General features: G+C 74.4%; 14 protein-coding genes and 1 tRNA gene. 14 read left to right on the top strand and 1 reads right to left on the bottom strand.

Features of this window, described 5'->3' with window-relative positions; genetic code table 11:
• Positions 1 to 10: 10 nt before the first annotated feature.
• The 8 genes from AB0442_RS23035 (at position 11) to AB0442_RS23000 (ending at position 8595) form a co-directional block, all read left to right on the top strand.
• The gene (locus AB0442_RS23035) at positions 11 to 2149 is read left to right on the top strand and encodes an ATP/GTP-binding protein (RefSeq protein WP_366164939.1); all 2139 of its coding nucleotides are present in this window, start codon (positions 11 to 13) and stop codon (positions 2147 to 2149) included.
• 23 nt (positions 2150 to 2172) lie between these two features.
• On the top strand, positions 2173 to 2715 hold the full coding sequence (locus AB0442_RS23030; protein ID WP_366164937.1) for a conjugal transfer protein TraB: 543 nt from the start codon (positions 2173 to 2175) through the stop codon (positions 2713 to 2715).
• Between the two features lie 82 nt (positions 2716 to 2797).
• On the top strand, positions 2798 to 4927 hold the full coding sequence (locus tag AB0442_RS23025) for a chromosome segregation protein ParM (protein WP_366164935.1): 2130 nt from the start codon (positions 2798 to 2800) through the stop codon (positions 4925 to 4927).
• Between the two features lie 37 nt (positions 4928 to 4964).
• A complete protein-coding gene (locus AB0442_RS23020) occupies positions 4965 to 5624 on the top strand; it encodes a hypothetical protein (protein ID WP_366164933.1) in 660 nt (219 codons plus the stop codon).
• Positions 5625 to 5752: 128 nt separating this feature from the next.
• Positions 5753 to 6259: a hypothetical protein gene (locus tag AB0442_RS23015; protein WP_366164931.1), complete on the top strand. Its 507-nt coding sequence runs from the start codon at positions 5753 to 5755 to the stop codon at positions 6257 to 6259.
• Between the two features lie 51 nt (positions 6260 to 6310).
• Positions 6311 to 6883, top strand: a complete 573-nt coding sequence (locus tag AB0442_RS23010; protein WP_366164929.1) for a hypothetical protein — start codon at positions 6311 to 6313, stop codon at positions 6881 to 6883.
• A gap of 96 nt (positions 6884 to 6979) precedes the next feature.
• Positions 6980 to 7921 carry a hypothetical protein gene (locus AB0442_RS23005; RefSeq protein ID WP_366164927.1) on the top strand — a complete coding sequence of 314 codons (942 nt, stop codon included), beginning with the start codon at positions 6980 to 6982 and terminating at the stop codon, positions 7919 to 7921.
• Positions 7922 to 8049: 128 nt separating this feature from the next.
• Positions 8050 to 8595 (top strand): hypothetical protein, encoded by a 546-nt coding sequence (locus AB0442_RS23000; RefSeq protein ID WP_366164925.1) that lies wholly within the window; start codon positions 8050 to 8052, stop codon positions 8593 to 8595.
• Positions 8596 to 9095: 500 nt separating this feature from the next.
• On the opposite strand, the gene AB0442_RS22995 is transcribed toward AB0442_RS23000, so the two are convergent.
• Complete coding sequence (locus tag AB0442_RS22995) at positions 9096 to 10100, bottom strand: ester cyclase (RefSeq protein ID WP_366164923.1); 1005 nt, start codon at positions 10098 to 10100, stop codon at positions 9096 to 9098.
• A 151-nt stretch (positions 10101 to 10251) separates the two neighbouring features.
• Here AB0442_RS22995 and AB0442_RS22990 point away from each other — a divergent pair, with 151 nt between their 5' ends.
• From AB0442_RS22990 to AB0442_RS22965, 6 genes are all read left to right on the top strand, one after another.
• A complete protein-coding gene (locus AB0442_RS22990; RefSeq protein WP_366164921.1) occupies positions 10252 to 10791 on the top strand; it encodes a hypothetical protein in 540 nt (179 codons plus the stop codon).
• Between the two features lie 148 nt (positions 10792 to 10939).
• A complete protein-coding gene (locus AB0442_RS22985; protein WP_366164920.1) occupies positions 10940 to 11719 on the top strand; it encodes a hypothetical protein in 780 nt (259 codons plus the stop codon).
• A gap of 175 nt (positions 11720 to 11894) precedes the next feature.
• The gene (locus AB0442_RS22980; protein ID WP_366164919.1) at positions 11895 to 12173 is read left to right on the top strand and encodes a hypothetical protein; all 279 of its coding nucleotides are present in this window, start codon (positions 11895 to 11897) and stop codon (positions 12171 to 12173) included.
• Positions 12174 to 12566: 393 nt separating this feature from the next.
• Entirely contained in the window at positions 12567 to 12983 is a 417-nt protein-coding gene (locus tag AB0442_RS22975) for a hypothetical protein (RefSeq protein WP_366164917.1), read from the top strand.
• Between the two features lie 87 nt (positions 12984 to 13070).
• A tRNA-Met gene (locus AB0442_RS22970) sits at positions 13071 to 13147 on the top strand.
• 183 nt (positions 13148 to 13330) lie between these two features.
• A complete protein-coding gene (locus AB0442_RS22965; protein ID WP_366164915.1) occupies positions 13331 to 13720 on the top strand; it encodes a hypothetical protein in 390 nt (129 codons plus the stop codon).
• The last annotated feature ends 1 nt before the right edge of the window (position 13721 follow it).

The raw sequence follows: 13721 nt of genomic DNA, 5'->3' as shown, positions 1-13721 counted from the left end.
GGAGGTTCCCGTGTCCGACGACAGCAACGACAGCGACAGCCGCGACGGCCAGGTGATCGAGTTCCCCGGCGCCGGGGACGGCTCCTACGTCCCGCCGCCGATCCCACTCTACCGCGACGAGACCGCGGTCCCCCCGGAGAGCCCCGAGGAGACCACACTCGAACTCCCTGCCATTCCCGCACCCGCGCCTCCCGCGGCATTCCTGGCCTCGGAAGGAATTCCCTCCAGTTCCGCATCCGGGAATTCCGGCGGTGATGCGGAAATTGAGGAGGAATCCGCCGAATACTGGGTGCGGCGTTCCCTCGCCGATCGGATCGGCGACTGGCTGGAATACCGGATCGACCTCGGACGCGCCCGCAAGGACGCCGAAGCGCCTCTGCGCGAGGCCGAGATCGAGGTCGCGATCGCGCGCCTGAAGGCGAAAACCGACCGCGAAACCGGGCTCATGGAGCAGCAGAACAAGCTCCGCCAGGCCCAGCTGCAGGCGGCCGCGGCCCGCACCGCGGTGCAGGGCAAGACGGACGCGGCCGGCAAGGGCGCGGGCAAGGGCGCCGACAAGGGCCTGACCAAGTCCCCGGCCGGGGCCCCCGGCGGCGCCGGCCGCAACGGCGGCCCCGGCGGTAGCAAGGGGCCCAACCCCGGCGCCGGTGCTGGCAAGGGTTCCAGCCCGGGGCCCGGCGGTGCCAAGAACGGCCCAGGCGGGCCCTCTGGCAGCCGCAAGGGGCCGGGCCGCGGCACGGAGTCGGCGAGCGACCTGAAGGGCCGTCAGAAGGGCTCTTACGGCTCTGGCGGTTCCGGCGGGGGACGGGACGGCAAGGGCCGACAGCAGGCTGCGGCCGAACGGTCCCGTGCCCGCCAGGAGCGGCTCGCCGCCCGGCAGAACGCCGATCTCGCGGACCGCACCAAGGACCGTGACCGGGCCCGCGACCGTCGCGAGGCCGACCGGCAGGAGCGCCGCACCGACAAGGCCGACCGCCGCGCGAAGAAGGCCGAGCGCGCCGCCGCGCGAGCGGCCGCGAAGGAAACGGCGAAGGCCTCCGCCGCCGAGGCGGGCCGTACCACCCTCGGCGAGGCCGTCGCCCAGGAGGCGCAGCGGCGCTGGGACGAGCGGCAGGAGACGCGACAGAAGGCCGAGAGGGAGAAGGCGGCCGCACAGACCGACCTGTCCAAGGGCAAGGCAACGGGCGTCGACGGCCAGGACGGTGCGCCAGCGGCCGGCGGCCCGGAGCCGAAAGACGGCGGGCCGGACCCGAAACGCCGGGAGGCGGACCCGAAACGGCAGCAGCCGGAGCCGAAAGACGAAGGACCGCAGGCGGGCGAGCCCGGGCCGGTAGGCGACGGGGGTCCGGACGACCAGCGGTCGAGGGAGCGTCGGTACACCTGGTGGGACCCGCGCGCCGGGTTCGGTTACCGGCGCACCGCCGACGGAACCGCGACCGAAGCCGGACCCGCCGAGGGCAACGGCACGGCGCGGCCGGGCCCCGGCGATCCGGACCCGGAGCCGGAGACCGTGTCCCCGGGGCGTTCCTGGCAGCCGCCGCGCGGCACACCGGACGGCGACGGCGACGGCGACATCCAGGACGCGGAGATCGTCGTGCCCGAGCTGCCGGCCACCGGGCCCGCCGCTCTGGGGCCCGCGCCCGAGCGCCACACCCGGCGGCCCGGCACCACCCGGCCCACCCCGACAACGGAAACGGAGGACGTACCCATGGCGGCACCCACGGGCACGGGCGGCCGGCAGCGCACGGCCGCCCGGCAGGAGATGGCCGCGCAGCACCGCACCGAGGTCACGCTCGACGAGTACCTGGTCGAGATCGCCAACATCGCGGTGGCCGCGGCCGCGGACAGGGAGGACGCGGAGGAGCTCGCCGCGTCGCTGACGGCTGTGGCCGAGGCGCTGCGGGAGATGGCCGGCGACCTGGTCGGCGACCACAACGTCGACACCGACGTGGTCGACCTGATCACGAACCTCGCCGACTCCGCCGCCGCGATGGCCGCCCAGGCACAGCGCTGCTCGGCCGAGTGCGAGGAGGCCGCCGCCGCGGCGGCCCTGGCGGCGCGGGCCGTCGCGCAGGCCTACACCGAGGACGTCAACGCGATGGACGCGGGCGGTCTGGCGCAGGCCTCCGCCGCCGCCCACCACGACTAGACCACGAAGGGAGAAGCACGCTGATGAGCAGCGAAGTCGACCACCCGCCGACCGGTGCCGTACCCGCTCCAACCGGTGCCGTACCTGCATCGGCTGCCGCCGTACCGGCACCGTCCGCCGCCGGCCTCGGGCCGGTTCGGCAGGCGCCGGCCGCCGTGCTGGTCCGGCAGACGGGGCGGGCGCCCGCGCCGACCGACGGCGACAACCGGTACAAGGCGGTGCAGCACAAGCTGAAGGCCTTCTCGGGCGCCCTGGACGCCTCGACGGGGCGGCTGGAGGCGCTGCGGCGGCGGATGCGCGCCACCGCCGACCGGGCCTCCACGCTGGCCGGACACGCTGCCGACGCCCACGTGGACGGCGTGCTCGTGGAGATGACGAACGCCGTGGCCGCCGCCCTGGACGGCGCCGCCCTGGCGACGGGCCGCCTGCACGAGAGCGCGCAGGCGGTCTCCGCGGACACCACGGAGACGCAGCGCACCCACGCGCGGATGTACGAGGCCCTCGACCAGATCCGCTCCGGCCGCAAGCACCGCACCCCCAAGCCGGGCTTCTTCGCCCGCAACTGAACCCGCCACACACTGCGCCGCGAGGGCGGCCCCACCAGATGGGTGGGGCCGCCCTCGGCGCTTGTCCGAAAGGAACCCACCGGTGCCGACTCCGCGTGCCGTCGTGTTCGAACGAGCCCTCTACATTGCGGCCGCGCCCTTCCTGGGCGCGGCCGCGAACCTTCCACAGGACCACCCAATGCACACGGCGGTGGTCCTGGCCGGCGGCGCCGGGGTCGTCGGCTGCGTGGCGGTCGCGGCCAAGAGCACCGAGGGCACCGGCCGCAAGCTCATGCGGCTGTCGCCGCTCGCGCTGGCGGCCGCGGTCGAGGTCGCCGCCAGTGCGGTGCCCGGCTGGGGCTGGGACGCGCTGTTCGCCGGGGTGTGGGCGGCGGCCGGCTGCATCGTGCTGCCGCTGTCGCGCACCTCCCGCCGCCTCAAGCCCGCCCTCGCCGCCACCCCTGTCCCGCCGCCGCTGCCCGCCGCGGCCCCCGCCCCCGCGGCCTCGACTGCGGCGCCCGCCCCGGTGCCGGCCGACGGGGCCGACGCGCTCACCCGCGGCGTGCGGGGGCTGTGGGAGCGCGCCGACAACCCCGGCCGCACCCACGTCGTCACCGCCACCCGCCACCCCGGCAAGCGCCACGACCTGACCATGCTGCTGCGCGCGAGCGACCCGGGCCGGCCGATCACCGGCCTGAGCGAGGCCGCGGTTGCCGCGGCGTTCGGCATCACCGAACCCGACGTCGTGCTCCTGCCGGTGACCCAGCAGGCCGGCCGCCAGGGCGGGCCCGGCTGGCTGGAGGTCAAGCTCGTGCCGGAGGAGAACCGCCGCCGCCGGGAGAAGCCCACCGACGCGGAGCGGTGGGCCGACGGAATCGGCGCCACCGCGATCCCCGGCTCCCGGCTCACGGGCAAGCGCCGCAACCCCGAGCGGGGCGTCACCTACTGGACCGCGCACCTGCCCGACGGCGAGCCGCGCATCGACCTGAAGGCGCTGTGCAAGGCCCTCGGCACCTCGGCCGACGACGGCCGGGTGTTCGTCACCGTGGACGGGGCGGACGTGCTGGTGTCGGTGTGGGACGTCTCCCCGCTCGCCACCGTCTACCCGGCCACCCGCGAGCTCCTCACCCCTGATGCGCAGGGGCGGTGGGTGTGCGGGTTCCTGACGAACGGCCAGCCGGCCCGCAACCGCGTCTACACCGACCGCGGCGCCGCCCACGGCCTGTACGTCGCCCCGTCCGGCGGCGGCAAGACGCAGCTGATGGCGCTGGCGATCTGCGCCGCTGCGAACTTCGGCGCGGTGGTGTGGCTGGTCACCGAAGCCCCGGACTCCAAGACGCCGGTGCTGGGGGAGCACTGCGACCGCTACGGCGTCGGTGCGCTCTACATGGTGCGGGCGATGCGGGCGGCGGTCGCGCTGATGGAGATCCGCGGCACCATGCTGTGGGCGGACGGCCAGGTTCACGAATGGGACCCGGCCCTGCCCGGCTGCCCCTACCGGCCGCTGGCCGTCTTCTGGGACGAGTTCCTGTCCGCCGCCCGCAACGGCGAGTACGGCGCGGAGATCATGAACCTGGCCGAGACCATCTCGGTCAAGGGCCGCAAGTACGGCATCGGCGAGCACGTCGCCGGCCAGAGCGTGTACGTGCAGGACGGCTTCACCCAGCTCCTCAACGAGAACCTCCGCGAGAACTGCATCCCCGTCGTGCTGAAGGTCGCGCCGAAGAAGGTCGCCGAGATGTTCAAGACCCTCGGCGTCACGCCCGAGGACATCCCCGACCCGCTGCCGCGCTCCTTCTCGCCGGCGGAGTCCGGCCGCATCGAACGGATCATGAACGGCGAGCCGGAGCCGCCGAGCGACTCCAACACCGGCGGCGTCGGCTGGATCATCGAAAGCCGCAAGCCGGAAGTCCTGCGCACCCTGTTCATCGACTTCCAGCAGCCCATCGCCCCGCTGTTCCCCGACACCGTCCACGGCCTCACCGACCACGAGATCGCCGAACTCGAGGCCCGCGACCTGTGGTTCGACTGGAACGAGCCGCCCCGCCCCGGCGAGTTCGGCCCCGAACCCGACGACCAGGACGAGGACGGGAGCGGGCTGCCGTCCGGCAGCGGACCCCGCCCGGGCAAGTCCCGCTCCGCCGCCGCCACCGCCTCGGCCATTCCCACCCAGAACACCGTCACCACCACCCGCCAGGCCCTGGACGCCATCAAGAAGCTCACCGGCGCCTGACCCACCCCACCACCCCCTTCCTCGATCGGAGACCGCCGTGAGCAGCACCCACCACACCCCGCCCACCCCGCACAGCACCACCCGGGCCGCGGCCGAGCCGCAGATCAGCCTCCTGGCACCCGACTACACCCCGGTCGTCCTCGACGGGCGGATCCTCGCCGTCCCGCTGCACCCCGGCGCCACGGACGAGGCGTTCGTGCCGGCCCTCATCGACGGCGAGGTCGCCGCCGTCCCGGTGCACAACCCGCTCGCCGTCCCGGCCGCGGCCCAGCCGGAGCCCGCCCCGGCTGCGGCGATCGCCCCCGTGCCGCCGGTGGCGGACCCGGGGCTGCCCCGGGTGGTGCGCGACTGCCTCCTCTACGGCTCCCTCGCCGCCATCGCGGCCGGCGGCGCGGTGTGGATGGTCGGCGCGGCCGTCGCCGCCGCGGCCCCGCACGCCGGCGAGCTCGGCGAGCTCCTCCAGTACGCCGCGGTCCTCGTCGGCGTCGTCGTCCTGGGCCTGGCCGTCCTGCTCGGCAAGCTCCGCACCCTCACCGGCCCCACGACCGGCACCGGTACCGGGGCGGCCGTGACCGCCAGCGGCACCGCCACCACCGCGACCGGCACCGTCCTCGCGCTCGTCCACCGCACCACCACCACGACCATCGGCCGGCAGAGCGCCTGGGGCCGCGGCGGCATCACCAACCACACCGGCTGACCGGCCGCCCGGTCTCGCCCCCGGCCCGCACCCGCCCGCCCCGCCGTCTCCCGGCCGGGCGGGCGGGCCGCTGTCCGGGGACGGGACCGGCCGACCGGCCGCCACCGAACCCGCTGGAGGTAACCACCGTGACCACGCCCACCGCCTCCCCGCTCGCCCAGCTGCTCAACGCGCTCCACGTCAGCGAGCGCACCACCCGCTCCACCGCTGGCCAGCTGCTCGACGTGCTCACCGGCCTGCCCGACACGGCGCCGGTGCTGATCGCCGTCCCCGACCTGGACCACTGCGCGGAGCAGCCGGTGGCCGCCGCCCACTGGGACGGCGCCCTGCTGCTGACCACCCTGCGTCCCGTCCCGCAGGCCGAGGCGCTGTTCCCCGCCCTCGCCGCCCCCGCGAACACCACCGACGGCATCGTGCGTGCCGACCGGGCGGGTGAGTGCGGGCTGAGCGTCGGCGAGCTGCGCGAGGTGCTCGCCGCGCTGCCGGACTGCACCCCGGTGCTGCTGGACGTCCGCGGCTGGGACGGTCCCGCCCAGCTGCCGGTCACCGGCGCCGAGTGGGACGGCGCCCTGACCCTCTCCTCCCCCTACCTGTCTTGGGCCCCCGGCAGCTTCGACTTCCTCCACCAGGCCTGACCTGCCCCGCTCCTACGCCACACGCCCCTAATTGGAAGGACCCATCCGGCCATGACCACGCTCGCCGTCCGCGACCTGCACGAGCTGCACGCACTCCGCCCGTGGCTGCACGACCCGGCCCGCCGACACACCTGGCACACCACCCGCCTGACCCGGCAGGCCGAGGCCGCCGAGCAGGAACGCCGCACCCGCCGCGCCGAACTGCCCGGCACCGGCGCGAGCGGCGAGCAGATCGTCCGCAGCCGCCAGCAGCTCGCCGACGCCCGGGCCCGTGCCGACCTCGCCGTCCTCGGCGAGCAGTTCACCGAGACGACCCGGCTGCGCCTGACCGTCACCCTCGCCCACCGCAAGCACACCTCGCAGCAGGGAAGCGCGGAGGACCCGGTGGGGGAGCAGCTTGCCGAGGACATCGCCGATGAGATCCGCACCATCGCCGAGGACCTGCTGGAGGCGCAGCCCGTCTACCCGGGCGAGGCGCACCGCAATGCCGAGGCGGTCCTGGTCCCGCTGCTGCAGCGGGACACCGCCTTGGCGGCCACCGGCGAGTACGAGGACCTGACCCGCTGGCTGGCCGACCTGCGAGCGGCCCGCCTGGTCCTGGACCAGGCCGCGACCACCGACTGAACCCCGGCAGCTCCCCGGGGCGGCACCCGTGCCGCCCCGGGGCCGGATCCCCGCCACCTTCACCGTCCCTGCCGAACAGCCGAGGAGTGCATCCCCGTGTCCATCCCATCCCAGCCCGGCACCAACGAACCCGGCCGGCGCGGGCGCACCGCCGTCCGCGCGACCACCCGGGCCGCCGCCCGGCGGCTGCGCGAGCACACCGCCTCGCGCCCCTCCCGTCCCGCCGAGGCGGCCGCCGCCGTCGCCGGCGCGATCCTGGCCGTCGTCATCACCGGCGGTGCCTTCTACTGGCTTGTCCGCTTCCTCGTCTGGGTCATCGCCGGGGCCTTCCGCGGCACCGCCGGCCTCGCCGGCGCGCTGTGGCACAGCGGCGCAGCCGACCACGCCCGCGCCGTTGTGAAGGCCTTCACCGCGGTGGTGACCGGCCCTGCCGCATCGTGGCTCCACCAGCACGCCACCGGCCTGCCGGTGACTACCCACCAGCTGGCCGTCGCCTGGACCCTGCTCGCCGCGATCGCGTTCGTCTCCGCCCGGGGCGGCTCTGCGGCCGGCCGGATGGTGTGGGCCGCGGTCGGCGCGGGCACCGCCACCGCCGTCTGGCAGGCCTCCCCGGACGGCCAGCAAGCTGCCGCCACCGCCACCACCACCGACCTGTGGCTGCTGCTCACCCTCTCCGCCTACCGGCCCTGCCCTACCCACACCACCACCAGCACCCGCACCGAGCTGATCGTCTCCCCGCTCCTGGAACGGGCCCTGACCGGAATTCTGGAGCGTGCCGCCGTCCCCACCACCGTGTCCGCCGCCACCGGGGCCACGGTCGGCGCCGACCGGGCCGAGCCGCTTCCGCAGCCGACCACCCCGAGCCTGCCGCCCGTTGACCTCATCCCGGCCGCCGCCGGATTCCAGTGCCGCCACTGCACCCGGCCGCTGCGCTGGGCCACCGGCCACGAGCCCGGCGACCGCACCCGCACCTGGCGCACCGCCGACGACGCCACCACCTGCCCGACCGCACCCGATGGCCTGCACTACGCGCTTTGACCCTGTCCCGACTACCGGGCAGTGCTGCTGGGCAGCCTGCTGATCTTCCCCGTCGCACTTGAGCAGAACATCAGCCCCGGACACCCGGCACACCGGACAGCACCCCACCCACCACGAAAGGGCCGATCATGAACCCGGCGCTCGCCGCCCACATCTCCCAGCTGACCCCCGACCGCGCCACCGGTCGCCTCGGCGACGACGACGCCTGCGACGTGCTGATCCTGCTCCTCACCGCGTTCCGCGACCTCGGCTTCGACCGCACCACCCCGGACCAGCTCCACACCGTCATCACCAGCATCGACACCCGCAACGCCTTCGGCGGCCGCCGCCTCCTGCACACCCTGCTCTGTGAAGCTGCCGACCACCACCAGGTCCGCCTCACCGCCGCCGGCCACCTCCTGCTGCGCACCGACGCCCCCAGCGACGGCGGCCCCGAGCACGCCTGGATCCGGCTGCAGAACCGCTACGGCGCCGAGGTCGAGATCGTCGGCGCCGACCCCTGGCCGGACACCCACCAGGTGGCCCCCGGCCTGGCCTGGTGGCGCTGCACCGCCTGCCGCGCCGGCAGCGGCACCAACGCCCAGGACCTGAACCTGATGCGTACTCAGGCCACCGACCACGCCCGCGACTGCCTCGCCCTGCCCGCACCCGTCGCCTCACCCGCGGCCGACTGACCCGGCGTCAGTCCCGCACCGGACCCCCGCGCTGCCCATCACCGCGCCCCGCCGACCGCGCCCACCAGGCGCGGCGGCGGGGCGCCGCAGTGCGCGGCGTCAGCGTCCGGCCGACCCCCGCTGGCAACCGACGGAGAACCACCATGACCACCGACCGCGCCGCCCACTTCGCCGCCGGCTACGTCCTCCTACGCGCCGCTGGAGCGATTGCCGACATGTGGGTCCAGACCGACACCTGCGCTCGGATCAAGGGCGCCACCGACACCAACCCCGTCATCGACCGCGACGAGAAGGCTGGCACCGAAACCGTGCACGGCACCCGCGAAGGCCGGCTCGCCTGCGCCCACCACTGCGCGACCTACACCGCCACCCAGGCCGGCGCCCTCCTGATCGGCTCGCGCCTGCTGGGCCTGCGCCTCAACCCGGGCCGCGCTGCCGCCGCCCTGGCCCTGTCGTTCGCGCCCCACTACGTCGCGGACAGGCGCCGACCCCTGGCCCGGTCAGCCGGGCATCATGCCCATCTGCTTCATCATGGCGACGGCGTCCCAGCTCCACCAGCCCTCCTTGGCCTGGCCGTCCTCGAACCGCCAGATCGTCATGCCGGTGGACTCGATGGCCTTGTTGGTGGCCGGGATGCCCATGTACTCGCCGATGTGGGTGCCGCGCCACGTCCACCGGGTGGCGACCTCGTCCCCATCGGCGATCTGGCTGTGGATGTCGAAGGTGAAGTCGAAGCCGCGCCGGTAGCCCTCGATCATCTGTTTGACGGCCTCGGGGCCGACCGTGTCGCCGTCCATCGAGGGGTCGTGGTCCCGGTAGTCCGCTGCGATCAGGTCGTCGATGGCGGACATGTCGCCGGTGGGCGGTTCCATCAGGAGCCGACGGGCCGCGTCCTTCAGAAACTGTTCGTCGCGGACCAGGTCAAGGTTGGTAAAGGTGGGTGGTGTCTGGCAGAGGGCCACCATCTCCTGAAAGATTCGGTCCGTCTCCGGAAGAGCAGAGTTGCGCATCGCTGCCTCGTATGACGGGAACTCGACGATCTCAACGACGTGCTGGGCGTCCTCCCGGTCCGAGCCGACCATGGTGTGCGTGGCAGTCCGCTTGCCCTGGGTCTGCTCGATCCAGGTGTCCATCAGCCGGTTGAGCTCGTCCGGCCGCTCCGTGCGGCACTCGACAATCTGTACAAAAGTCATCGTGAACCTCCGATACGTCCTTTCAGGCACCACTGATGGCGACGACTCCACTGTCCCTCCGACAGCTCCGAGGCGCGCCCGCTGGCGACCCGGAGCAGGGCAGCGACGCAGGACGTTGACCCAGTCGGTGCCGAGGATCGGGGCGTCCTCGCAGCCCTTGGACACGACGAAGTAGGGGCCGACCCCCTTGCGGGACTTGCCGGTCGGGGCGGTCTTGTCCGGGTAGGTGCGCCGGTGCATCCCGACCACCCACCGGTGCCGGTACACCCGCTCCGCGTGATCCCGGTCGCCGCCGGCGGCAGCGGGCACCATGGGCAGGTCACCTTCGTTCGGCTCAGGCCCGAGAAGTAGTGGCCCGTCCTGGCAGACTCGCGGCGGCCTATCCGGGCCCTCAGAGCCCCAGCAGGCCGCCGATCAGCTCGCCGACCAGCCTGGCCCCGATCCGGGCCAGGTCCGCCCCGCAGTGGCGGCGCGTGGGCCTTGGCTGGCGCTTCGGGTCGGCGACCGCTTCGACCGGCTGCCCTGGCGCGACACCTTCGCCCAGGCCCCGGCGCTGGGCGAGCTCGCCGAGGATCTGCGTGAGCGGTACGACTACACCGAGGACCTGCTGCAGGACGCCTTCCTGGCCGCGTACAAGGTGAAGCCCGAGCTCCGGGACCAGGCCGACATGGCCGCGTCCCGGCTGGTCAACCACCAGGTGGTCACCGCCATGATGGCCTTCCCCGAGTTCGCGGAACTGCGCCGCGAGACCGTCGGCGACCCCTTCGCCGCGGCGATGGCGGTACTCGCGGTAGCCGGACAGCTGCGCGAGCTCCTGGAGCGCACGAAGCAGGCCCGGGACCGGGCCGAGCAGGCGGAGAACGCGCAGCGCGAGGCCGCCAAGGCGGTCCAACGGGCCATCCGACTCTCCGAGGCCGCTGACCTCGCGGTCGACCAGGCCGTCGAGGAGGCCCGCGACTGCCTCGCCCTGCCCGCACCCGTCGCCTCACCCGCAGCCGGCTGACCCGGCGGCAGTCCCGCACCGGGCACTGACGCTGCCCACCACCGCGCCCCGCCGACCACGCCCACCAGGCGCGGCGGCGGGGCGCCGTGGTGCGCGGCGCGGCCGCCCGGCCGACACCCGCCACCACCCGACCTCTGGAGCACCGACAATGGCCGACACCCTGCGCACCCGCCTGGCCCGCACCGCCCTGGACACCGCGGACAGCGCCGCCACCGTCACTGCCGCGGCCGCCGCCGGCCTCACCACCTACCGCGCCCTGGCCCACCGCCCGGCCGAGACTCGCACCACCCTCGCCCTCGCCGCCGGCGCCCTCGCCGCCCTCCTCACCGACCACCACGCCTACAAGGCCCTCGCCCCGCTGCGCCGCCGCCTCGGCGCCGAGCACCACCGTCCGGTGCGTGAGCCGGTCCCGGCGCCGACACTCGAGCAGCTGGCCGCCGACGTGTGCGCGGACGCGGCGCACCGCGCGGCCGCCGGTGCGGTCCGGCTCGACTACGGCCAGGGCAGCCTGACCAAGGCCGCCCACTGGACCGGACAGCCGGACGGCACGGCGACCTGCCCGCTCGGCGCCGGCGCGCACCTGCTGGCCGTGCCCCGCCCCACTGACCGCGACGGCTACAACAGCCGCCGCTACCTGCTGGTCACCGGCACCGACGCCACACCGCTCGAGGTCCACACCCTCACCGACCTGGTCGCACTTCTCGAAGGTCCCGCCGCCGGCCTGCCGCGGCCCGCCGCCGACGAGGACGAGGGCGGGGACCCGGGGGACGCCCTCGGCCGGGACCTCGCCATCGCCGAACTCTGCCCAGAGCCCGGCGGCCCGGCCGCCGAAGCGGAGACGAGCGCCGACCGCCACGCGGACGCCGGGCAGGACCCGGCCGACGACCTCGACCCGGAAGCCAAGGCCCACGCCCACGGCACCCTCTGACCCAGCGCTCCCGCCCGGGCCCGAGCTTTCACCGGCCCGACACGCGAACACCCACCACCGGCCCGGCCCGCATCTCAGCGGGCCGGGCCCGACCCGTTCACGCCGTTCAGGACGACCACGAGCCGAGCCCCGACCAGCTCGCCTTCCCGTAGACCCGTCGGCTGACGGAGGGTCCATGCACCGCGTCACCGCCCCCAACAGCCCGAACGCCGGCACCAACCACACCGACCGAGGAGAACCCGTGCGTCCCAATGACGCAGCACCCGTCGTCACCGTCGAGAACCTGATCTGGGCGGCCTCCATCGCCTGCCTGGTCCTCATATGGGCGATCTCCGCAGTGCACCTGGAGGCCCGCACCATGTCGACCTGCGGGCCCGCGGCCGGATCCACGGCAACCGCCCACCCCGGTGATCCGGCCGACGGCCGGCCCGCCCCCACCGACTGCCCGCGCTGACGCCGACACCCGCTACCCGCACCTCCGCGGTCCCGTCCGAGGCCGCCGCCCGCCCAGGTGCCACAGGGCGGGCCGGAGCACCGATGCGGGCACCCGCTCGGGGCCGTCAGAACGACTGCCCAACCCCCTACCGCACCACACTCCCGGCCCAGGGCCCGGCACCGATCCCAAGCGGTGTCGGGCCCTTTGTCGTTTTCCGGCGCCACCCTCCCTCCGCGCCCCACAGCGCTGCCTGCCGAGCCCCGGCTCCTGCTGCAGGACCGCCTTGCCGCGCTGACACCCACTCAGATAAGAAAGCCGTGCGGGCGGGTCCCGGGCGGCCGGTGCTGCACACACGGCAGCCCAGCCCCACAGGCCCGGAGCGCCCGGCGCCACCGACACCAGGAGACCACGGTGACCTCTCTGCCCGACATTTTCGAGACCCGGCAGGGTGAGGCGCTGCGCCGGGCCTACCTCGGCGGGGACCTCGAGCAGGCCCGCAAGATCGAACAGCACCTCCTCGCAGAGTCGGCCACCACCCCTGAGGAGCGGGACGAGCTCGCGCAGACCCTGCACGCAGCCGTCCTGTTCCTGGAGGTCGACGCCGCCCGGGATGCCGGCGACGGGCCGCGGGCCGACCACTTCCTGCAGCGGATCCGCCAGGAGTGCGCGCCGAGGGCCATCAAGCAGCACCTGGCCGCCGGCCTGCTGCAGGCAGGCCTGCGCGAAGGCCTCACCCGCGCCCAGCACGACCAGCTCATGGGCTGGACGAAGGACCTCGGCCTCGGCCCGCAGATCATCGAACTCGCTGAGAACATCGCCATCCACTGAGCCGGCATCGGGCCGACCGGTCTGTCGCAGCCTCAGGCAATGCATTTCCCATGCTCAGCCGCGGTGCCGTACAGTCGTGCTCACCGACGCGGGGTGGAGCAGCTCGGTAGCTCGCTGGGCTCATAACCCAGAGGTCGCAGGTTCAAATCCTGTCCCCGCTACCAACCCCGGCAGGCCCGGCACCCCAGGTGCCGGGCCTGCCGCGTTTCCCGGGCACGACCGCCGCCGGCGCCGCTCGACCGCATCCCCGTGACTTGTCGTCAATCACGCTCGTTCGAAGCTTCGTTGAGTTTTATGAGTTGATAAACTGCTCTGATCTGCGTTACGATTGCATCGTTCGGCTTACCATGTCCTGGCTTGGGGAGGGTCTCGTGCTCGCGGTGGACGTCCGGCAGGCACTCAAAGGCGGCGAGACGGTCCTGGAGGCCGCGTCCCGCTGGTGGCGGTTCGGCGAGCAGACCATCGCCGACCACGGCGACTTCCTGCTCGCGTTCGTCGACGGCGGCGTGTGCGTCGGCGCGTTCGAGATCCGCGCCGCCGAACCCGACCCGCAGGCCGGCGGCAAGTACGCCTTCGACCTCGCACCCGCCGAGCGCTTCCGCTGGGCCCTGGGCGAGCGCCTGCCGCTGCCGCCCGGCCGCAACCCAGCCCGGATCATGACCGGCGCCGCGCTGCGCACCTTCCTCGACGCCGACCCCGGCCGCACGCCGCTGCCGGCCCGCACCGCGGAGAACTGAC

Source organism: Kitasatospora sp. NPDC085895 (assembly GCF_040702125.1).
Taxonomy (GTDB): domain Bacteria; phylum Actinomycetota; class Actinomycetes; order Streptomycetales; family Streptomycetaceae; genus Kitasatospora; species Kitasatospora arboriphila.
The sequence above is the reverse complement of the archived record's forward strand: the minus strand, read 5'-3'. Positions and strand labels throughout refer to the sequence as shown.

What these genes read in the sequence shown, in the direction of transcription:
- AB0442_RS23030 (WP_366164937.1), top strand. Translation starts at nt 2,173, where the DNA reads ATGAGCAGCGAAGTCGACCACCCGCCGACCGGTGCCGTACCCGCTCCA.
- AB0442_RS23010 (WP_366164929.1), top strand. Translation starts at nt 6,311, where the DNA reads ATGACCACGCTCGCCGTCCGCGACCTGCACGAGCTGCACGCACTCCGC.
- AB0442_RS23000 (WP_366164925.1), top strand. Translation starts at nt 8,050, where the DNA reads ATGAACCCGGCGCTCGCCGCCCACATCTCCCAGCTGACCCCCGACCGC.
- AB0442_RS22995 (WP_366164923.1), bottom strand. Translation starts at nt 10,100, where the DNA reads ATGGTGCCCGCTGCCGCCGGCGGCGACCGGGATCACGCGGAGCGGGTG.
- AB0442_RS22985 (WP_366164920.1), top strand. Translation starts at nt 10,940, where the DNA reads ATGGCCGACACCCTGCGCACCCGCCTGGCCCGCACCGCCCTGGACACC.
- AB0442_RS22980 (WP_366164919.1), top strand. Translation starts at nt 11,895, where the DNA reads ATGCACCGCGTCACCGCCCCCAACAGCCCGAACGCCGGCACCAACCAC.
- AB0442_RS22965 (WP_366164915.1), top strand. Translation starts at nt 13,331, where the DNA reads ATGTCCTGGCTTGGGGAGGGTCTCGTGCTCGCGGTGGACGTCCGGCAG.